General features: G+C 36.1%; 21 protein-coding genes. 14 read left to right on the plus strand and 7 right to left on the minus strand.

Annotated features, from left to right (window positions below; genetic code table 11):
- Nucleotides 1–198: 198 nt before the first annotated feature.
- The 8 genes from K5S59_RS11405 to K5S59_RS11440 all read left to right on the plus strand — a co-directional run bounded on the left by K5S59_RS11405 (nt 199) and on the right by K5S59_RS11440 (nt 9,321).
- The gene (locus K5S59_RS11405; protein WP_001014164.1) at nt 199–1,518 is read left to right on the plus strand and encodes an aromatic amino acid transport family protein; all 1,320 of its coding nucleotides are present in this window, start codon (nt 199–201) and stop codon (nt 1,516–1,518) included.
- Nucleotides 1,519–1,630: 112 nt separating this feature from the next.
- The gene (locus K5S59_RS11410; RefSeq protein WP_098237415.1) at nt 1,631–2,053 is read left to right on the plus strand and encodes a SpoIIAA family protein; all 423 of its coding nucleotides are present in this window, start codon (nt 1,631–1,633) and stop codon (nt 2,051–2,053) included.
- Nucleotides 2,054–2,280: 227 nt separating this feature from the next.
- Entirely contained in the window at nt 2,281–2,757 is a 477-nt protein-coding gene (locus K5S59_RS11415; protein WP_001276579.1) for a heme-degrading domain-containing protein, read from the plus strand.
- Between the two features lie 385 nt (nt 2,758–3,142).
- The gene (gene zwf, locus K5S59_RS11420) at nt 3,143–4,627 is read left to right on the plus strand and encodes a glucose-6-phosphate dehydrogenase (protein WP_120450593.1); all 1,485 of its coding nucleotides are present in this window, start codon (nt 3,143–3,145) and stop codon (nt 4,625–4,627) included.
- Between the two features lie 96 nt (nt 4,628–4,723).
- Nucleotides 4,724–5,617: a phosphogluconate dehydrogenase (NAD(+)-dependent, decarboxylating) gene (gene gnd / locus K5S59_RS11425; protein WP_098802393.1), complete on the plus strand. Its 894-nt coding sequence runs from the start codon at nt 4,724–4,726 to the stop codon at nt 5,615–5,617.
- 38 nt (nt 5,618–5,655) lie between these two features.
- Nucleotides 5,656–6,324, plus strand: coding sequence for a fructose-6-phosphate aldolase (gene fsa / locus K5S59_RS11430; protein ID WP_098872624.1), 669 nt, complete (start codon nt 5,656–5,658; stop codon nt 6,322–6,324).
- Between the two features lie 267 nt (nt 6,325–6,591).
- Entirely contained in the window at nt 6,592–8,133 is a 1,542-nt protein-coding gene (gene gntK / locus K5S59_RS11435) for a gluconokinase (protein WP_120450591.1), read from the plus strand.
- Between the two features lie 126 nt (nt 8,134–8,259).
- Nucleotides 8,260–9,321, plus strand: a complete 1,062-nt coding sequence (locus tag K5S59_RS11440; protein WP_033656376.1) for a lactonase family protein — start codon at nt 8,260–8,262, stop codon at nt 9,319–9,321.
- Nucleotides 9,322–9,447: 126 nt separating this feature from the next.
- Here K5S59_RS11440 and K5S59_RS11445 read toward each other — a convergent pair whose 3' ends face one another.
- The gene (locus K5S59_RS11445) at nt 9,448–9,621 is read right to left on the minus strand and encodes a DUF1272 domain-containing protein (RefSeq protein WP_001162795.1); all 174 of its coding nucleotides are present in this window, start codon (nt 9,619–9,621) and stop codon (nt 9,448–9,450) included.
- A 195-nt stretch (nt 9,622–9,816) separates the two neighbouring features.
- On the opposite strand from K5S59_RS11445, the gene K5S59_RS11450 reads away from it, so the two are divergent.
- Nucleotides 9,817–10,638 carry a pentapeptide repeat-containing protein gene (locus tag K5S59_RS11450; protein ID WP_000181451.1) on the plus strand — a complete coding sequence of 274 codons (822 nt, stop codon included), beginning with the start codon at nt 9,817–9,819 and terminating at the stop codon, nt 10,636–10,638.
- 48 nt (nt 10,639–10,686) lie between these two features.
- Here the strand turns inward: K5S59_RS11450 and K5S59_RS11455 are convergent, their stop codons facing one another.
- The gene (locus K5S59_RS11455; protein WP_000814708.1) at nt 10,687–11,571 is read right to left on the minus strand and encodes a DMT family transporter; all 885 of its coding nucleotides are present in this window, start codon (nt 11,569–11,571) and stop codon (nt 10,687–10,689) included.
- A 331-nt stretch (nt 11,572–11,902) separates the two neighbouring features.
- Between K5S59_RS11455 and K5S59_RS11460 the strand changes: the two genes are divergently transcribed.
- Complete coding sequence (locus K5S59_RS11460; protein WP_033656167.1) at nt 11,903–12,688, plus strand: glycosyltransferase family 2 protein; 786 nt, start codon at nt 11,903–11,905, stop codon at nt 12,686–12,688.
- On the opposite strand, the gene K5S59_RS11465 is transcribed toward K5S59_RS11460, so the two are convergent.
- The 5 genes from K5S59_RS11465 to K5S59_RS11485 form a co-directional block, all read right to left on the minus strand.
- Nucleotides 12,657–13,580, minus strand: coding sequence for an NAD-dependent epimerase/dehydratase family protein (locus K5S59_RS11465; RefSeq protein WP_000723115.1), 924 nt, complete (start codon nt 13,578–13,580; stop codon nt 12,657–12,659). The genes K5S59_RS11460 and K5S59_RS11465 overlap by 32 nt on opposite strands.
- A complete protein-coding gene (locus K5S59_RS11470; protein ID WP_000435759.1) occupies nt 13,577–14,800 on the minus strand; it encodes a class I SAM-dependent methyltransferase in 1,224 nt (407 codons plus the stop codon). Before K5S59_RS11470 ends, K5S59_RS11465 begins: the two co-directional genes overlap by 4 nt.
- A 12-nt stretch (nt 14,801–14,812) precedes the next feature.
- The gene (gene rfbG, locus K5S59_RS11475; RefSeq protein ID WP_000168686.1) at nt 14,813–15,868 is read right to left on the minus strand and encodes a CDP-glucose 4,6-dehydratase; all 1,056 of its coding nucleotides are present in this window, start codon (nt 15,866–15,868) and stop codon (nt 14,813–14,815) included.
- Between the two features lies 1 nt (nt 15,869).
- Entirely contained in the window at nt 15,870–16,637 is a 768-nt protein-coding gene (gene rfbF / locus K5S59_RS11480) for a glucose-1-phosphate cytidylyltransferase (RefSeq protein ID WP_000648812.1), read from the minus strand.
- Between the two features lie 114 nt (nt 16,638–16,751).
- Nucleotides 16,752–17,546 (minus strand): glycosyltransferase family 2 protein, encoded by a 795-nt coding sequence (locus K5S59_RS11485; protein ID WP_002072499.1) that lies wholly within the window; start codon nt 17,544–17,546, stop codon nt 16,752–16,754.
- 276 nt (nt 17,547–17,822) lie between these two features.
- Here K5S59_RS11485 and K5S59_RS11490 point away from each other — a divergent pair, with 276 nt between their 5' ends.
- The 4 genes from K5S59_RS11490 to K5S59_RS11505 all read left to right on the plus strand — a co-directional run bounded on the left by K5S59_RS11490 (nt 17,823) and on the right by K5S59_RS11505 (nt 20,893).
- A complete protein-coding gene (locus K5S59_RS11490) occupies nt 17,823–18,230 on the plus strand; it encodes a MerR family transcriptional regulator (protein WP_000285637.1) in 408 nt (135 codons plus the stop codon).
- A 121-nt stretch (nt 18,231–18,351) separates the two neighbouring features.
- Nucleotides 18,352–19,680 (plus strand): hemolysin family protein, encoded by a 1,329-nt coding sequence (locus K5S59_RS11495; RefSeq protein WP_097843060.1) that lies wholly within the window; start codon nt 18,352–18,354, stop codon nt 19,678–19,680.
- Nucleotides 19,681–19,731: 51 nt separating this feature from the next.
- Nucleotides 19,732–20,145, plus strand: a complete 414-nt coding sequence (locus tag K5S59_RS11500; RefSeq protein ID WP_120450589.1) for an ATP synthase subunit I — start codon at nt 19,732–19,734, stop codon at nt 20,143–20,145.
- A gap of 199 nt (nt 20,146–20,344) precedes the next feature.
- Nucleotides 20,345–20,893 (plus strand): DUF2179 domain-containing protein, encoded by a 549-nt coding sequence (locus K5S59_RS11505; RefSeq protein WP_000938441.1) that lies wholly within the window; start codon nt 20,345–20,347, stop codon nt 20,891–20,893.
- The last annotated feature ends 62 nt before the right edge of the window (nt 20,894–20,955 follow it).

The raw sequence follows: 20,955 nt of genomic DNA on the forward strand, positions 1-20,955 counted from the left end.
GCGGATATTACGAGTAAACTTTTTTGTGAACGCTAACATTTATGTTAGGACGCTAACTAGCGAATGTTTCAATTTGGATTCATTTTGATGAAGGACATACAATGTAGGGCAACTTGTAAGGAATTCATTATCCAAAAAGGTAAACATTTGTTAGCAATAAAAAGAGACGTAGGAATAGATACAAGGGGGAGTTATTATATGAACGGGAATACTGCAAAGAAAATAGAAGTTCAAGCTGAAAATACCGCACTAAAAAATGAGCAATATGCAGATCCGAAAAAGTGGCATAAGCAGGATACTACATGGGCATTGAGCCTATTTGGAACTGCAATTGGAGCAGGGGTGCTCTTTTTACCGATTAATGCAGGTTCAGGTGGATTATTATCATTACTACTAATTACATTGCTTGCATATCCAGTTATGTATTACTCACATAGGGCACTTGCTAAAATGATATACGCTTCTAATTCTGCTGATGAGGGGATCACAGGTACAATTAGAGAGTATTTCGGAAATAAAGCAAGTATCATTTTTAACATCGTATATTTCGGTTCAATTTATACAATCGTACTAATGTATTCGGTTGCGCTTACAAACACTGCAAGTAGTTTTATCGTGCATCAATTGCACATGCCAGAGCCTCCAAGGGCTATTTTATCACTTGTATTAGTTCTTGGTCTTATCGCTATACTGAATTTTGGTCAAGATATTACTGTAAAGATCATGAGTATGCTAGTGTATCCTTTCATAGCTTCTCTACTGTTTATCGCAATATCTTTAATTCCACAGTGGAATACGTCAATGCTTAGCTTCTCAGCTGTTTCTACTGCTTCAACAGGAACAGGATATTTTGGAACGATATTGTTGGTTCTACCAATCATCGTATTCTCATTTAATCATTCACCTATGATTTCATCATTTGTTGTGAAGCAAAGAGCTACGTATGGCATAGAAGCTACTGATGCTAAATGTGCGCAAATACAAAAAGTTTGTTATATCATGACATTCGCTGTAGTTATGTTCTTCGTTTGGAGTAGTACATTAAGCTTGACTCCAGAGGATTTAAAAATGGCAAAAGAGCAAAACTTATCAATTCTTTCATATCTTGCGAATGAGCTTAATTCACCTGTAATTACGATTGCAGCTCCAATCATTGCTTTTGTGGCTATTACAAAGTCTTTCCTTGGCCATTATATCGGAGCATTTGAAGTAATGCGTGACATGATTATTAAGTTCGGTAAATCACGTGGAAAAGTAATTGAAGAAAAAACAATTAAGACAATCGTCCTTACTTTTGTTGTATTATCATGCTGGTTTGTTGCTTATACAAATCCAAGTATTCTTGGACTTATTGATTCTCTAAGCGGTCCATTAGTTGCTGCTATCTTATGTCTATTACCGATGTATGCAATTAATAAAGTACCAGTACTAGCTAAATACAAAGGGAAAATGAGTAACGTATTTGTTATTATTGTAGGTGTACTTACTGTTTTAGCAAGTATTAAATCATTATTCTAATTCATGATTGTTAGTTCTAATGCAAAATAAAATAGAACAATTTTGGGACAGGCTTCTCCGTTTGGAGAGTCTGTCCTTTTTTAATGCGTGACAATTTTATCTGATTGATTTTATGAGGTATTTCTGCATAATTGTAACTAAGGGAGATGATTCTAGGTTGAATAAACTGAATATTAGTACAACGGTTTCGGGTGATATAATTGTTACCCGTCTTATCGGCAAGATTAAAACAGATGATGTGTATGAATGGTTTAATTGCTTCGAGCAGGTTTGTCAGCAATTGATTTTCGAGGGACGGAAATACAAAGTGTTGGTGGATAGAAAAGGATATACGCCAGATCATTTTTCTGTTCAAAAAGCATGGAAAGATAAGTTTTTCAATGAAACGATTTTGAAACACAGTAAGGCAATTGCTTTTCTTCTTGAAGAAGGGGAGATACTGAATTATTTACAACAATCTAATACAAAAGAATCAGTAAAATTTTTTGATGATTATGAACAAGCATTCCTTTGGTTGAATGAATATCCCATATAAATTTGTTAGCGAACCGGTTGCTTAAGTAACTGGTTTTTTTATGCTTGTAAGTAGTAGCGGGAAGAAAACTTCTATACGAAATGTTTAGCACTAGAGGACATACATTTTTAATGAGTTAAATATAATTCATAATAGTACCAGGAAGAAAAGAGTACGCTTTACAGTATTAGTTATATGGAAAGGTCTTACGATAGAGTCGCATAAAGTTGAGTAAGGGGGATAAACATATGAGCGCTTCAAATTTGAATGAAATAAGTAAGCAAATATTAATAGAGGAGGAAACACTTCAATTTTCTTCTTTTACAAATGAAGATGCTTTGCAAATAGGTTTATTTATCGTTGAAACGGCGAGGCAAGAAGGGAAATTGATTGCTGTTGATATAGCGAAAAATGGTGTGCAACTATTTCATTTCAAGATGACAGGGACAACTGCGGAAAATACGCAGTGGATTGAGCGTAAAAAACGAGTTGTTTCTTTGCATAATCATAGCTCGTATTATATGCAAATACAAAGTGAAATAACGGGCGTTCCATATAATGAAAAGTATCTTTTAGATAGATCGGATTATGCTGCGTTTGGTGGATGTGTTCCCGTCCAAATAAAAGACGTAGGGGTCATTGGAATGATAACAGTTTCAGGATTACCACCAGAAGAGGATCATGAATTAGTTATAAGGGCAGTAAAAAATCATTTAAAGCAATAGTAAAAAGGCAAAATCGAACAAGAATATGTTCGGTCTTGCCTTTTTATTATTCAGTTCAACATATTTCTAATAAGATGTTACGGAATTAAAATCTTTAATTCGAGACACTTTTCTTGACGATAATAATCTACGGAGTTAATATGATAAACATAACGTAATTAAATTACTAAAAGTAATTAAGTTATTTTATATAAGTGTAAGTGAGTAAGTAGTATGTGGTAAAAATGCTTTGAATTGCCACTATTAATATTGGGGACAATGAGAAGGCGACAAATATAAAAAATTTGAAGTTAAGAAGCGAGAGTGAATCAACAATAATAGTAGCTTCTGTACAATGCATTCTTACTATAGTGACAATGACTATACATCACGAGGAGGACTGAAATTGGAATCGATGACCTTTGTTTTATTTGGAGCGACAGGGGATTTAGCTAAAAGAAAAATTTATCCCGCGCTATATAACTTATATAGAGATCAAAAGCTTCCAAAGCCAATATCCGTTATCGGGCTTGGAAGACGTGAAGTATCTCATCTAGATTTTCAAAAAAGAGTAAAAGAATCCATAGAAACTTTTTCTCGTCGCAGGGAAGAAGGTACTCCGAACATAGAAGATTTTTTAGAGTATTTTCGTTATTGTCCGTTAGATGTGAATAAGCCAGAAGACTATAAAAGGTTATTACAAGTAGTTCTTGAGAGGGAAGAAGAACAAAATATACAAGGGAATAGAATGTTCTATCTTTCAGTTACTCCTGACTTCTTTGAGACCATTGCTTTAAATATTAAAGAAAGTGGACTGGATAAAACGGAGGGATGGAAGCGCCTAATGATTGAGAAACCGTTTGGTCATGATCTTCCATCTGCCCGAGACCTGAATGATAAGCTTAGCCGAACGTTTGAAGAAGACGAAATATACCGTATTGATCATTATTTAGGTAAACCGATGATTCAAAACATTGAAGCGCTTGAATTTGCAAACCCTGTTCTCCAATCGATTTGGAATAAAGAACATATAGCGAATGTACAAATAACAGCTAGTGAAACGGTTGGTGTAGAAGAAAGGGCAGGATATTATGATCATGCAGGAGCAATTCGCGATATGGTTCAAAATCATATGCTGCAAATATTAATGATGACTGCAATGAATCTGCCGGAAAAGATAAATGCATGTGAAATTCGTGAGGAAAAACGAAAAGTGATGGAGACTCTTCGTAAAGTGAAAAAAGAAGACGTGCAGAACCATATCATTCGCGGACAATATGCTTCCGGGGAGATAAAAGGACAACAAGTTGTAGCGTATAGAGAGGAGCCGGGAGTAAATCCTTCTTCTCAAACGGACACATTTGTTGCGGCTCGCTTATGGATTGATAACCCATTTTGGACTGATGTTCCTTTTTACATACGAACAGGAAAAAGAATGAAAGAAAAGTCTACTCGTATTGTAATTGAGTTTAAAAATACATTAAAACAGCAGTATCAAGATAGTAATCCAAATGCAGCGCCTAATTTGTTAATCATTGAAATTAGTCCAAATGAAAATGTTTCACTCCAATTAAATAGTAAAAATCCATTGAACAATGGAGAGCTTGAACCGATCCGTATTCATTTCACTTGTGAGCAAACAGGAGTGGGAATACCTGAAGCTTACGAAAGGCTTATCTATGATGCTATATGCGGAGATTCTACATTCTTTGCACACTGGAGAGAAGTTGAATTGTCATGGGAATGGGTGCAGCCAATCCTTGAAGCGTTCGAAGAGAACTTGTTACCTCTTCATGAATATGAGTCTGGCTCGTATGGTCCGGATGCTGCTCATGCTCTATTACAAGAAAGTGAATTTAAATGGTGGTTAGATGAGGAATTGAAAAAGTAAGTACATTCTTATAAGTAAAGCAATATGACAAAAAGATATTCATCATTTTATTAACATGTATTTATGATGAAAGGTAATTCAAGGAGGAATTATATTATGAGAGTAGGATTAATTGGTTTAGGTAAAATGGGATTAAATTTAGGGAAGAATTTAATGGATCATAAACATGAAGTAGCAGCATTTGATTTAAATACGAGTGCGGTGGAAGAAATGAAAGAGTACGGTGCTACAGGTACATCTAGTTTAACCGAACTTGTTCAATCATTGGAATCACCAAGAATTCTTTGGGTAATGGTTCCGCACGCTGTTGTTGATTCTGTTATTAATGAGATTACACCGCTTTTATCAAAAGGAGATATTTTAATTGAAGCTGGTAATTCGCATTATAAAGAATCTATCCGCCGATATGAGCAATTAAAGAAAGATGGTATTCACTTTATGGATGCAGGAACTTCTGGCGGAATGGAAGGCGCTCGTAATGGTGCGTGTTACATGATCGGAGGAGATCAAGAAGCTTGGGATATCGTTGAACCTATTTTCCGTGATACAGCTGTAGAAAATGGATTCTTATATGCAGGAAAAGCTGGTAGTGGTCACTTTTTAAAAATGGTTCATAACGGAATTGAATATGGTATGATGGCTGCTATTGGTGAAGGATTTGAAATTCTAGAGAAAAGTGAATTTGACTACGATTATGAAAAAGTATCAAGAGTATGGAACAACGGTTCAGTTATTCGCTCTTGGTTAATGGAATTAACTGAAAATGCATTTTCTAAAGATGCCAAACTGGATGAGATTAAGGGTGTTATGCATTCTTCTGGTGAAGGAAAATGGACAGTAGAAACAGCTTTAGATCTTCAAACAGCAACTCCTGTTATCGCAATGTCTCTATTAATGCGCTACCGCTCATTAGACAATGATACGTTTACAGGAAAAGTTGTAGCAGCACTGCGCAATGAGTTTGGTGGACATGCGGTAGAAAAGAAATAATATAACTCGTTAACGTTAAAAAATGGAGGGAATAAATCATGAAGTTTTTTATTGATACTGCAAATCTTGAGGACATAAAAAAGGCATATAAACTAGGTGTTTTAGCTGGCGTTACAACGAATCCTTCTTTAGTAGCGAAAGAGGGCATTAAGTTTGAAGACCGTATTGCAGAAATTTGTCAGGCAGTACCTAACGTTGAATCTGTTTCAGCAGAGGTAACGCCAGATGCTGTTACAGCTGAAGAGATGATCGCTCAAGCAGAAGAACTGATTAAAATTAACGGTGGCGATGAAAAAGTTACAATAAAACTTCCGATGACGCTAGCAGGATTAGAAGCTTGTCGTTACCTTACTGAAAAAGGTGTGAAAACGAACGTTACACTTATTTTCACTGTGAACCAAGCTCTTTTAGCTGCTCGAGCAGGTGCAACGTACGTTTCTCCATTTTTAGGGCGTTTGGATGATATTTCTGAAGATGGCGTACTATTAGTTGCTAAAATTGCTGAATTATTCGATATTCATCTATTAGATACACAAATTATTGCGGCTTCTGTTAGACACCCAGACCATGTCACTCGTGTAGCAATGGCAGGTGCTCACATTGCAACAATTCCTTATAAAGTCATTGAACAACTCGCTATGCATCCATTAACAGATCAAGGTATTGAAAAGTTTGCTGCGGATTGGGTGAAGGCGCCTAAGTTATAAGGAAGTAAAGTTTTCACAAATTGCTTTTTCATGAGAGGATCAATCTCTATGTAACTTCATCTTGTAAAATAAATCCCGAGTTTGGTACCTTATTACGTGAAAGCAGCGATATGAAAAGACATCCTGCAGTTTCAAAACAGCACAATGGTTATAAAAAGGATCCCTTTATGAGAGTGAAGTTTATAAAAACGTAGCTCTCATAAGGGAGCGTCTTTTTGTATACATCATGGTGCTCTTTTGTTATCGGAATAATTTGAAAGGGGTTACATAGTGAGCTCGAAATATATGATTGGTGTAGATATTGGGACAACTAGTACAAAAGCAGTTTTGTTTTCGGTTGATGGATCTGTTATTGCAAGTCAGGGGATTGAATATCCTTTATATTCTCCCGCACCAGAAACAGCAGAACAAGATCCAGAAGAGATTTTTCAAGCGGTCATACATACGATTAAAGAAACTATACAATCAAGTAATGTGCAGCCAGTTGATATTCTTTCTGTTTCTTTTAGTTCGGCAATGCATAGTGTCATTGCTGTAGACGAAGTAGGGAAGCCGTTAACGAGGTGTATTACTTGGGCAGATAATAGAAGCGCAAGTTGGGCAGAAAAAATAAAAAATGATATGAATGGTCATGAAATTTACCTTCGTACTGGAACACCAATCCACCCTATGTCACCATTTTCAAAATTAGTTTGGCTTAAAAATGAGCATGCTGAACTGTTTGCAAAAAGCTATAAATTCATCTCTATTAAAGAGTTTGTTTTCTATAAGTTATTTAAGGAATATGTAATTGATTATTCTATTGCATCAGCAACAGGAATGTTCAATTTGAAATCTTTAAACTGGGATGAAGAAGCCTTACGTGTTGCAGGAATTACAGATGAAAAGCTATCTACAGTTGTTCCAACGACGCACAGTTTAATAGGGATACATGAAGAACTTGCAAGAGAGATGAATGTACTTGTTACTACTCCTTTTATAGTCGGTGCGAGTGATGGGGTACTATCGAATTTAGGTGTAAATGCAATAGAACCTGGAGTAGTTGCTATCACAATTGGTACGAGTGGTGCGGTGCGAGTTGTAACAAATCAGCCTGTAACGGATCCGAAGGGGAGGACTTTTTGTTACGCGTTAACTGAGGACCTTTGGGTAATTGGTGGACCGGTTAATAATGGCGGTATGATTTTCAGGTGGGTCCGCGACCAATTATGTGAGTTAGAAATTGAGCATGGGAAGCGCTTAGGAAAAGATCCTTATGAATTGCTTACTGAAATAGCAGCAAAAGTAAATCCTGGGTCTGACGGTTTATTATTTCATCCGTATTTAGCAGGAGAAAGAGCTCCCTTATGGAATGCGAATGCGCGGGGGTCTTTCTTTGGGCTTGGACTACATCATAAGAAAGAGCATCTTATCCGTGCTGTTTTAGAAGGAATCATTTATAACTTGTATACAGTTCTTCTTTCGTTAAAAGAATTAATTGGCGAACCGAAAAAAATTCAAGCGACAGGTGGTTTTGCGAGGTCAGAACTTTGGAGACAGATGATGGCAGATATTTTTCATCAAGACGTATATGTTCCGGAAAGTTTCGAAAGTTCATGCCTAGGAGCAGCTATCCTCGGGTTATATAGCATAGGTGAAGTAGATACATTACATGTAGTTTCTAATATGGTAGGTGCCAATTTTTATCATGAGCCAAATATGGAAAGTGTGGAGAAATATAAAGAATTAACACCGATTTATATTCGTTTGGCACGTCACTTGGAAGAAGAATATGAAAGTATAGCAGTGTATCAAAAAAAGTGGGTTTAAAGGCTATTTAGAAGGAAAATATGGTAACGTATAAAGAGGTACTCCGATTTTTTAGGATACTCTTTCAACATAAAATATTTTAAGTAGTATGGTGGACGAAAAATATAGGGAGAGAGGGTTATGAAAATGAAGGATAACAAAGAGTTTATTGGATATGTTGGAACGTACACGAAAGAAAATAGTGAAGGAATATATAAGTTTACTTTAGATACGGAAGCAAAGAAAATTAGTAATGTAACACTTGCGGCTAAGCTGGATAACCCTACATATGTAACGATTAGCAAAAATAATGAATATCTCTATTCTGTTGTTAAGGAAGACCAATCTGGTGGTGTAGCTGCTTATTCGATTCATAGTCATACTGGAGAGCTAACGGAACAAAATAGACAAGTAGTAGAAGGTGCTTCTCCTTGTCATATTAGTGTGGATAGTGGAAATCGTACGGTAGTTACAGCGAATTACCATAAAGGAACGATTGAGTCTTTTGTAGTAGATGAAGAAGGTGGAACTGTAAATGCTGCCCAATCTATTATTACACATGAAGGTTCAGGTCCGAACAAGGAAAGACAAGAAAAACCACATGCACATTACGCAGGGTATACTCCTGATGAAAAATATGTGGTAGGTGTTGATTTAGGGATTGATAAAATCATTACGTATGAAATAAAAGATAGTAAGTTAAAAGAAGTAAATAGCTTGTCTGTGAACCCAGGAAGCGGTCCGAGACATATTACTTTTCATCCGAATGGAAAGTACGCTTATGTCATGACTGAACTGAGTTCGGAAGTTATTGTATTATCATATAATCCGGAAGAAGGGGCCTTTACAGAGTTGCAGTATATTTCTACAGTTCCGAAAGAATTTGATGACAATAGTCAAGGAAGTGCGATTCATATTTCTTCTGACGGCCGTTTTGTATATGCAGCGAACCGCGGTCATAATAGTATTGCTGTTTTCAGTGTGGATCAAAATTCAGCTGAGCTTACATTTGTTGCACATACATCTACAGAAGGAAATTGGCCGAGGGACTTTGTGTTAGATCCGACTGAAAAGTTTCTTATTGCTACAAATGAAAAGTCACACAATCTTGTGCTATTTTCAAGAAATGAAACGACAGGGGAGTTAACACTGCTGCAATCTGATGTTATTGTACCAGAGCCTGTTTGTGTGAAGTTTTTGAATGTTTAATTGGAGTTTCAATGTATAAAGTGGTGTCGTTATTTGCCGGTAAGTCGATATATTTAAAAAAATCGTTGATATAATTTCAAATCCCCAAAAATAATAAAAAGCAAAGCGATATCGCTTTGCTTTTTATTATTTCTTTTTCGGTCTACGTACTAATTCGCCGCCGCAGTTTGGGCAAACGTTTTGTCTTTCTTCTGTACAGGGGGCACAAAATGTACATTCATACACGCAAATGTAAGCTTCGGAATTTGATTCGAGAGATTGATCGCAAATTTGACAGTTTGTTTTCATTTCGAGTGCCATAGTAATTCTCCTTTTAGTTTGAATATTTATAATTTAATTATAATTCAATGAGCAGAGTTAGTCCTTTTCAATTGAAAGGAAATCAAATGAGAAAGTTATGATTTGAAATGAAAGATGCTATTTTATTTTAAAATTGATTATTTAGTGCAGTTGGAATATTATGAAATAGTCAAAAGACAACAGGGGGTATATATTTTGACTAATCATAACGATCATTTAAAAGCAAACTGTGAAAAATGCTTCGGTTTATGTTGCGTGGCGTTACCGTTCGCAGCATCGGTAGATTTTGCGGTGAATAAAGATGGCGGGAAGCCATGTACTAACTTACAATCAGATTTTAAATGTAGCATACATAAAAATCTTAGAGGAAAAGGTTATAAAGGTTGTACAGTATTTGAGTGTTTCGGTGCTGGGCAGAAGATTTCGCAAGTTACGTTTAACGGGATTGATTGGCGGAAAGATGCTAAGCATGCGAGAAAAATGTATGATGCTTTTCCGATTATGCATCAGCTTCATGAAATGCTTTGGTATTTGAATGAGGCTATTCTTTTACAGGCGACACAACCGATTCATAAAGAACTAAGTAAAGCAATTGAAGAGACGGAGCGTCTTTCAAATTTACATGCGGACGAGTTAATGAAAGTAAATATTCCGTTACACCGTGCAGAAATAAATGTGTTACTTTTAGAAACGAGTGAGCTAGTTTGGAAGGAAATGAATGCAACGCATAAAAAACGAATGAGTCACCGCGGGGCAGACCTTATGGGGGCGAATTTGAAGAAGAAAGACTTGCAAGGAGCGAACTTAAGAGGAGCATACTTAATTGCGGCTAACTTAAATGGAGCAAATTTAAGAGGAGCAGATCTCATCGGAGCTGATTTGCGAGATGCAGATATTCGAGGAGCAGATTTTACAAATAGTATTTTTCTGACGCAAGTTCAAATTAACGCGGCGAAAGGGGATACACATACGAAATTACCGAAAATGTTGTCCCGTCCATCGCATTGGAGTGCGTAAAGAGTATATACGAACAGGCAGAGATTAAAGATCTCTGCCTGTTTGTTTTCATTTCTTTTCAAAAGTAGTAATGAAAACACTACATACAATAAGAATACCACCAATAAAAAAGTTACTATTTAATGTCTCATTTAAGAGCAGCCAACCAAGCAATGATCCGACGATAGGTTGGAAGAAGAAAAATAACGATCCGATGCTTGCATCCATTAATTCTAATCCTTTATTCCAAAGGAAAAAGGCACCTGCTGTTGAGACGACTCCTAAGTAAACTACGCCTAATATTACGTACGTATTTACTGTTTCGATAGAGGTTGATTGTAGTTCCCATATCATAAAAGGTGTAATAAAAAAGAGTGAAAAGAAAATGGCGTACGTTGTAATAATTAAAGATGAAAATCGAACTGAAGCAATCTTCACATAAATGGATAGTAAAGCCCATGTAATTGCGGCCCCGACTAATATGATTGTACCGATAAAATAGGAGCCAATTTCAATATCCCATCCAATGACGATAATGACACCGATTGTCGCTATTATAGTAGATAGCAGTCTGCGAGCAGATAGTTTTTCTTTTAAAATAATCGCTGCAAATATAACCATAAATGCAGGTGTAGCTGATGTTACTAAAGAGCCTGTATGAGCGTCAGATAATTTTGTTCCGATAAATTGACATGTAATCGAAATGAAATATCCGATAAATCCAATCCAAGCGAATAAAAGCCAATCTTTTTTGCGAATGGTTACTTTCTTCTTTTGCTTTTTCTCAGCTATTTTTAAAATTGCATATAAAACAACAAAAGCAATGATAAAGCGTAGCCAAACGAGTGTCAGTGGTGGGATAAAGTCGAGTACGTATTTACTAACAACATACATACCGCCCCATATACTAGCTGCTAATGATAAACATATAGCTCCTAAAATTGTTTGTTTCATGTAAAGTACCTCCGTCTATTTTTAGGGTATTATGAGTTCCCTAAGACGAGGCATAGTGCACGTGTTATATGAATGCCCGCCTTAGTTTATAGACGGCCTACAGGTTGATCGTTTTCGAATGAAGTGTTGTAGTACATGAGTGCATTCCTCCTTCATATTTTATAATGATATTATAACTTAATTTTCAGTTTATTGGGATGTTTCTTTAGAAAATGGAAATGGTCGTTGTTTAAGAAAGCATAGTATATGGTAGAAAAACATATTTTTAAAATAAAAGAAACCAATTACATAACTGATAAGTATAGTAAGAGTAGGATGAAAAAATAGATTAATAGAGAAAGAGGAGGAGATTGTTATAACTACAACCGTTATTTCTCATTTTTATAACGAAGAGTATTTATTACCGTGGTGGCTTGCTCATCATACGAAACTGTTTGATCATGGTATTTTAATTAATAAAGGTTCAACTGATCGTTCGGTTGAAATTTGTAAAAAGTTCGCGCCGCACTGGGAGGTACGAGATTCTGCAAATCCAGAATTTGATGCGCTAGCGACAGATCATGAAGTAATGAGGGTGGAACAAGAAGTAAAGGGATGGAAAATGATTTTAAATACGACCGAGTTTCTTTGTGTGCAAGATAAAAATCAGTTTTGGAAATCACTGAATGAATTGGGAGGGAGAATGTATTGGTTGGAAGGGCTTATTATGGTTGATGATCTTAACTATAATTATCCGGACCTTAACTTTGGGATACCTTTAATGAAACAGCGATTTCACGGTTATTTACCAGAAGATTGGGCGTTATGGAGAAGAGGTAGATTTATTCATAATCATGAACACGGAAGTTATACGGTCGGAAGACATTTATCCGCACATGAATCTATGATCTATCCGCCTCTTGCTTGTATTGTATGGTTTGGTTTCAGCCCTTGGAACGATGCGATGAGAAAGAGGAAATTACAAATTGGCCCGACTCTTTCTGAAGCTAGTAAGCATGGTGGAATGGGAACACATCATATTATTACACCTGAAAAATTAGAAGAATGGTATAAGGATTTAGCGAGAGGGACGAAGGATTTACGTTTTAGTGGTGCGTATCGTTATGCTTTTTTATAAATGATTCCCACCATAAAATTGTTTCTTCAATCCCAGTATTTAGATCGTATGTTGGTTTCCAGTTTACTTCAGTTTTTAAACGTTCTACATTAACGCCGACGAATAAAGGTTCATTTTTAGAGAAAGGGATCGCACCTAGTTTAATTAAATGTTCTTTTCCTATCTTTTTAGCAATGATAGAAGCTAATTCTTTAATTTGTACAGATTGACCAGAAGCGATATTGATTGTGCCTATAACGCCGTGTTCTAATACTGTTACGAGAGCATGAGCGACGTCGCTCACATGGAGGAAATCTCTTGATTGTTTTCCATGTGTACATAGTGCTTCCTCATTCTTTAATAAGGAAGTGATAATGTTAGAAACGAGCCGATTCCCTTGTTCGTGAGGGCCATACATATGAAAGATGCGGCCCCAACACATGCTGAGGCTGGTTTGCTCAGCGTATGATTGTAGCCAGGAGTGTAGCGCGTTTTTACATAATGAATACGGGGTTTTATAGGAAAGAAGCGGTGAATCTTCAAATAGTACGCCGTTAAACCATTCATACTCTGCGCCAGTACCTGCAACAACGACTCGCTCTCCGCCGCATGTTGTGAAGTGTTGAATTAATGAGATACTGGATGTAAGCCAATAGTAATTATGAATAGATACATAACACGCTGGCGGCACTGCTTCCCAAGCTAAATGAATGAGATGACTAGGCTTCATGTCGTAAATGAGTTTTTTTACTTCTTCATCGCAAAGTAAGTTTACTTTATGCCAATGACAAGAAAGGTGAGAAGGTTTATTTGTATTGTAAGTGGCGTGCACTTCATAGCCCATTTGTATAAGAGAATTTACAACATATTTACCAATCCATCCACTACCGCCTGTTACAAGAATTTTTTTCATGGCTTAATGACCTCGACTTCTGGAATTGTTATTAAAAATTTGCCGCCCCATTCACGAATGAAAGAGCATTCTTTCATAATTTCATCTTTTAAATTCCAAGGAAGTATGAGAATGTAATCTGGTTTTGTACGCTTAATTTCTTCTGGAGATTGTATTGGAATACGGGTGCCTGGTAGAAGGAGATTTTGTTTGTGAGGGTTTTTATCTACTGTATAAGCTAGAAATTCTTTGCCTATCCCGCAATAATTTAAAAGGGTGTTTCCTTTAGCTGGAGCACCGTAACCGATAATTTGTTTGTTTAAAGCTTTTGCTTCGATAAAAAATTTTAAAATATTTATTTTCAATTGTTCGATGCGTTTAGAAAAAAGGAGATAGCAATCTAATGTATCTAGCCCGTGATCTACTTCTTTTTGGATTAAGTTTGTAACATTGGAATGGATAGTGGATGAGTCACTATAATGGTTTATAAAAATGCGCAATGAACCACCGTGCGTTGCAAGTTCTTCTACATCGACAATTTGTAAATGGTGATGAGCTAAAACTTTTTGAAGACTTATAAGTGAGAAATAGGAGAAATGTTCATGGTAGATTGTATCAAACTGTTTAAATGATATGAGATTTAATAAGTGCGGGAATTCAATTGTTATCGTGCCATCTTGTTTTAATAACGTTTTTAAACCGGCTACAAAATCATGTAAGTTCGGAACGTGTGCTAATACGTTATTTGCGACGATTAAATCTGCTTGCGGTAACTTTTTTGCTAAGTCGTTGCTGAAAAAATTTACTTCAGTAGGGATTCCTTTTTGAATAGCGATTTCTGCTACATTTTTTGCTGGCTCAATTCCTAACGTCTGGATATTTTCTTTTTGAAAGTATTGTAATAAGTACCCGTCGTTACTCGCGATTTCAATTACTTTCGAATGGTTTGTTAAGTTAAAACGCTTAATTGCCATTTCTACGTATTGCTTAGCATGTAGTAGCCAGCTTGATGAGTAAGAACTGAAGTATAAATAGTCATGAAAAATATTGTGCGGAGATTCAAATTCATCTAATTGTACAAGCAAACAAGAGTTACAAACAAATGTGTGTAGCGGATAAAATGGTTCCATTTTATATGAATTCTCAGGAGCGATAAATGAGTTAGCGAGAGGGGAAACTCCTAAATCTAAAAAAGTATTTGTTAGTAATGAGTGGCAAAAACGGCATTTTTTCTGTTCCATTTTATAGCCCCCTTATAAATTTTTGAATGCATCGATTTGTTGTCGCGTGAAAGATTCCATATTTTCACCAGATGCATATTTTTTGTACCAATCAACAGTCCACGCGATAGAATGGTCTGTTGATAACTTAGGTGTCCAACCGAGTTTATTTACTGCTTTTGTACTGTCGAGTGTTAAGATAGGTGATTCATAAGGAGTGTTTGTATGAGGAGAAAGGATTGTTAGTGGTTGATTCCATAATTTCATTATAAATTGAATGACATCATGAACGGTTCTGTTAGGTTCATTCATCGGACCGAAATTCCAGGCTGCTGCATATTCAGCGTCTTTCCACAGCTTCTCAGCTAAAAGGGTATAGCCATGTAAAGGATCTAATACGTGTTGCCACGGGCGAATAGCGTGTTTGTTTCTAATATTTAACGTAGCATCTTGTAAATATGCACGAATGACATCTGGGAATAATCGGTCTTCTGCCCAATCACCACCGCCGATGACGTTACCTGCTCTTACTGAGGCAAGATTCTGGGTGTTAGTGCGGAAGAATGAGTTTTGATAGGAAGTTGCCACTAGTTCGGCACAAGCTTTACTCGCACTATAAGGATCGAAACCTCCTAATCGGTCACTTTCCACGAATGCACGGTTACCGCTCCCATCATTTTCATAGCACTTATCACTTGTAACATTAATAATGCTGCGTATACTTTCTATCTGTTTTGCCGCTTCTAATACGTGAACAGTACCTAAAACATTCGTTTTAAATGTTTCGATAGGATCTTTGTATGAAGTGGTGACGATTGGCTGGGCAGCTAAATGAAATAGTATGTCAGGGTTATGATGTTTTAGGGCGTGTAATAAAGAATCGTAATCTGTAATGTCGCCTTTAATTGTTATGCACTCTTTTGCCACGTTACCTTGCTCAAAAAGGTTTGGAATGGATGGTGGATGAGAAGAATAGCCAACTACTTCTGCGCCTAAAGAAGTTAAAAAAAGAGTGAGCCAGGAGCCTTTAAAGCCAGTATGCCCTGTAATAAATACTTTTTTCTTATTCCAAAAAGATGATGAAGCCATATTACCAAACCTTCCACGGAGCGTTATTACTTTCCCATAGCTCGACTAATTTATTTTTATCGCGCAATGTATCCATCGGATGCCAAAAACCAGAATGTTGATATGCGGCTAGTTCATTTTTGTTTACTAACTGAACTAAAGTTTCTGTTTCAAAAACAGATTTATCTCCGCTAATGTAATTGAAAACATCAGGATTTAAAACGAAAAATCCACCGTTAACCCATCCGCCATCCCCGAGTGGCTTCTCTTGAAAGGATGTGACAGACTGTTTATCTAATACGAGAGAACCGAATCTACCAGGAGGTTGTACGGCTGTAACAGTTGCCATTTTTCCATGTTTTTTATGAAATGCAATGAGTTCTTTTATATTTACATTACTTAATCCATCGCCATAAGTGAGGCAGAAAGGTTCATCCCCGACGTAATGCTGTATTTTTTTAACTCGTCCACCTGTGTCTGTATTTAGACCAGTATCAATTAATGTAACTTTCCATGGTTCAATGCGATGAGAGTGGTTCGTAATTGTATTGTCACTTAAATGTATCGTAAAATCGGACATGTGTAAGTTGTAATTTAGAAAGAATTCTTTAATTGCATATCCTTTATAGCCTAAGCAAATAATAAACTCCGTAATGCCGTAATAACTATACAAACTCATAATGTGCCATAGAATAGGTTTTGTCCCAATTTCAATCATAGGTTTTGGTTTTAAATGAGTTTCTTCCCCAATCCTTGTTCCATATCCACCTGCAAGAATAACAGCTTTCATTTTTTCCTCCTAAAATAAAAATTTATAATATATACAGTATTCATATGAAATACAAATGGTATAGTTTTTAGCTAAGTGCGTAAAAATGTGTGGAACATGATAGGATGAGAAATATTAAGGTTTGAATTTTGGGAATAATTGTTGATACTCAGGGTGGTTACGAAGATCTTGTGTTATGCTACTAAGCTCTAAAAATCGAGTTTCGAGTTGCTCAGGGGATTGACCATAATGTGCTTGAAGTCCCATTCGAATGCCCTTTTTTGAAAGGGTAGGTGTTATTTGTAATTTTCTTGCCTTTGCATGTTCGTTCCAAGGGCTAAAATAAAATTTAACAATAAATGAAGGGGAGTTATAAACGATATGTTGATGCCGAGTAAAATGTCTGCCAGGTAAATATGCGCCATCAAGATGATTGTGTATAAATCTCCAGGCACATCCGATTTCTGGTTTATAAGGAAAAAGCCCATGGTATCGTTGCTCTACTAATGGAATAGAATATCTTAATTTGGAATAATTGTAATCATGCTTATCAATCATGACAATCATTCTTATCGCATACATATTTTGACCTAGCGTATGAAGTGAAGAGAAAAATTCTTCTACATTGTTACAACAAAGAAATTCCGTAGTATTTAATACCATTTTCCAACCTGAAACCTCTCTTTCAATTTCCATCACCTCAATATCAGTATTAGTGGGATCGAAATCAAGGAATCTTGAATTTCGTACTTCCCAGTTGGGAGCAAATAATTTACAAATTTCAACAGAACGATCTGTAGAACCTCTATTAATTAATATGCCGTGATCAAATATTTTTGTATGATGCATAAGCCACCATGGTAATAAATACTCCTCGTTATAAAAGTGAGAGATAATTGTCCTAGTGATTTTAATCTCCTCCAGTTGCATAAATAATGATTTTATTTCAATAGTATTATCATATGTTTTAAATTAAGGAAGGTTGAAAGGAATGTGTGATTCCATTTTTACATTTTGGTATCAGCATATCGAAAAAACAGTAATCTAACTATATGGATAGAGTTATAGAGTGTGAATATACTACATACTTAGATAGCATGTGAAATTTTGTATAAATTATGAATAAGAAACCGTCATGTTTGACTGTACAGTTTATGTATTGTATGATGGTAGTAATATAAACAAGGGGGGAAGATCGTTGGGAAGGTGTATCGAATCGGACAGTTGGCTCTCATGGCTCACGTGTCGAAACGAACGATTGATTATTATACGAATCTAGGAATCTTAAAAGCGGAGCGATCTCAATCTAATTATCGCTATTACGACGAAACAGCATTTGAGACATTACAATTTATTGAGAAGTGCAAAGAAATGCATATGCCGCTTTGTGAGATTAAAGAGAAAATCGAGGAGAAGAAGAAGCTGCTCGGTATCAATGAACACGTTTCGAAACAAGTGAATGAAGTGACAGACCATATTCATCGATTAGAAGCAGAGTTAACGGAGTTAAAACCGCTTTTAGATGGATTGACTGATTCACAACGTGAAAAAATATCGAAATCTTTATCTGGTCAAACGACAGCTTTAATACAGACACTTGCTCTATTATTATAGAAAAAAGTGAAATCCGACCTCTTTAATTTTTGTATCGGGCTATGTTTTCTAATGAACAAATAAGAAAACATTATAGTATACAGGAGGTGGACACCTTAGTTTTTTAAACTAGGGGGATTCATTGGAAATATTTAATTTAGTCATGGTTGCGATTTTAATCGCATTTACTGGATTTTTCGTAGCAGCAGAGTTTGCGATTGTAAAGGTACGTTCAAGTCGTATTGATCAGCTTGTTGCGGAAGGGAAACGCGGTGCTTTAGCAGCGAAAAAAGTAACAACAAATTTAGATGAATATTTATCTGCTTGTCAATTAGGTATTACAGTTACAGCTATGGGATTAGGTTGGTTAGGTGAACCGACAATTGAAAAGTTATTACACCCGTTATTTGAGAAATGGAACATAAATCCTTCTATCTCATCAGTATTAACATTTGGTCTTGCTTTTATGCTAATGACGTATTTACACGTTGTAGTAGGGGAATTAGCTCCGAAAACGATGGCAATTCAAAAGGCTGAACAAGTAACGTTGTTATTGGCAGGTCCGTTAATGATGTTCTATAAAGTCATGTATCCATTTATTTGGGTATTAAACGGTTCAGCTCGTGTTGTAACTGGCTTATTCGGTTTAAAACCAGCTTCAGAACATGAAGTAGCTCATACAGAGGAAGAATTACGTCTTATCCTTTCAGATAGCTATGAAAGTGGCGAAATTAATCAGGCTGAATACAAGTATGTAAATAACATTTTTGAATTTGATAATCGTATTGCAAAAGAGATTATGGTACCGCGAACAGAAATCGTTGGTTTCTACCTGGAAGATTCAGTAGAAGAACACATGAAAGTAATCCAAAATGAGCGATACACACGTTATCCGATTTTTGGAGAAGATAAAGATGATATTATCGGTATGGTCAATGTAAAAGATTTCTTTATTCGATATATGACCGAGGATCAAAAAGATTTATCATCTATTCGCTCGTATATGCGTCCGATTATTGAAGTGATGGAAACGACTCCAATTCACGATTTATTACTTCAAATGCAGAAGAAGCGAATTCCGATGGCTGTTTTATATGATGAGTACGGAGGAACAGCAGGGATTGTAACGCTTGAAGACATCTTGGAGGAAATCGTCGGCGAAATTCGTGACGAATATGATGAAGATGAAGCACCACCAATTCAGCATGTGAATGAGCACCATAAAATCGTTGATGGAAAAGTGCTTATCTCAGAAGTGAAAGATTTGTTTGGATTACACATTGAAGAAGACGATGTGGATACAATCGGTGGCTGGATTATGATGCAAAATCATGAAATTGAAGAAGGACAACATGTTGAGGCGGAAGGTTATGAATTTAAAGTGTTAGAAAAAGATGCTTACCAAATTAAACGTGTTGAAATTCGTAAGATGGAACAAGAGCAAGAAGAAGAGAAAGCAGCAACTGTGTAAGTTGCTGCTTTTCTTCTAGAGTATAAAAATGCGAAATTAGGAGCGGATATTTTGATTCAAGCAGCCTTACGTGTATATCGATTACAATTGTATGTGATCTTTAGTGGTTTACTACTTATGTGGACGATTACTCCGTTTGGAAAACAAGTAACAGGGTTTGGTATTGGATTAGCTGTAAGTGCATATTGCCTTTGGTTATTAGCTCGCAGAGTGGAGAAACTTGGAAAAAGTATCGTAATGAAAGAAAAGGCTCCTGGATTAGGAGTGTTAAACCGATTCGCTGCAGCCATTTTAGGAGCTATCATCATGTATGAAATTGAGCATGAAATGGAAATGTGGGCATTCGGTACAGGCATTTTAGGTGGACACTTTTTAATGATTGCAAATTTAGCTTATACGAATATTCAGTTAGTGAAAGAGGAAGAGAAGCAAAGGGAACATGCTTCGAAAAACATAGAGCTATGATGAAAGGGGCCTAATGGGGTTCCTTTTGTGTTTAAAGCGAGCTAATGAAAGTAATCAAATTTACGACAAATATAATACGCTTCTTTTTTACGTTTTTCAATAGTATGAAAAATAATGTAAAAAAATTTAAAAACCCATCGATTTCTAAAGGTTATGTATGTTATTATGACAAAAGACTTTTTGAAAGAGGTGGATACCAATGTTACAAGCGTTACTTATCTTTGTGCTTCAAATTATTTACGTTCCCATTTTGACAATCCGTACGATTTTGCTTGTAAAGAATCAAACAAGATCCGCTGCTGGTGTTGGATTGTTAGAAGGAGCTATTTACATTGTCAGTTTAGGTATTGTGTTTCAAGATTTATCAAATTGGATGAACATCGTTGCCTATGTCATTGGCTTTAGTACGGGACTATTATTAGGCGGTTATATAGAGAATAAATTAGCAATTGGTTATATTACGTATCAAGTTAGTTTACTAGACCGTTGTAATGAATTAGTAGATGAATTACGTCACTCTGGATTTGGCGTTACAGTATTTGAAGGTGAAGGTATTAATTCAATACGTTATCGCTTAGATATCGTTGCAAAGCGTTCTAGAGAAAAAGAACTGTTAGAAATAATTAATGAAATTGCACCGAAAGCGTTTATGTCTTCTTATGAAATTCGTTCATTTAAAGGCGGATATTTAACGAAGGCAATGAAGAAGAGAGCGTTAATGAAGAAGAAAGATGAACATGCATCGTAAAAAAGGGGAGTAGTGCAGCTTTAAAAGCACGGCATAATCCCAAAATAAAAAAGAGAGGAATC

Origin of the sequence: Bacillus sp. BML-BC051 (genome assembly GCF_019656175.1) — a bacterium.
GTDB classification, from domain to species: Bacteria; Bacillota; Bacilli; order Bacillales; family Bacillaceae_G; genus Bacillus_A; species Bacillus_A mobilis.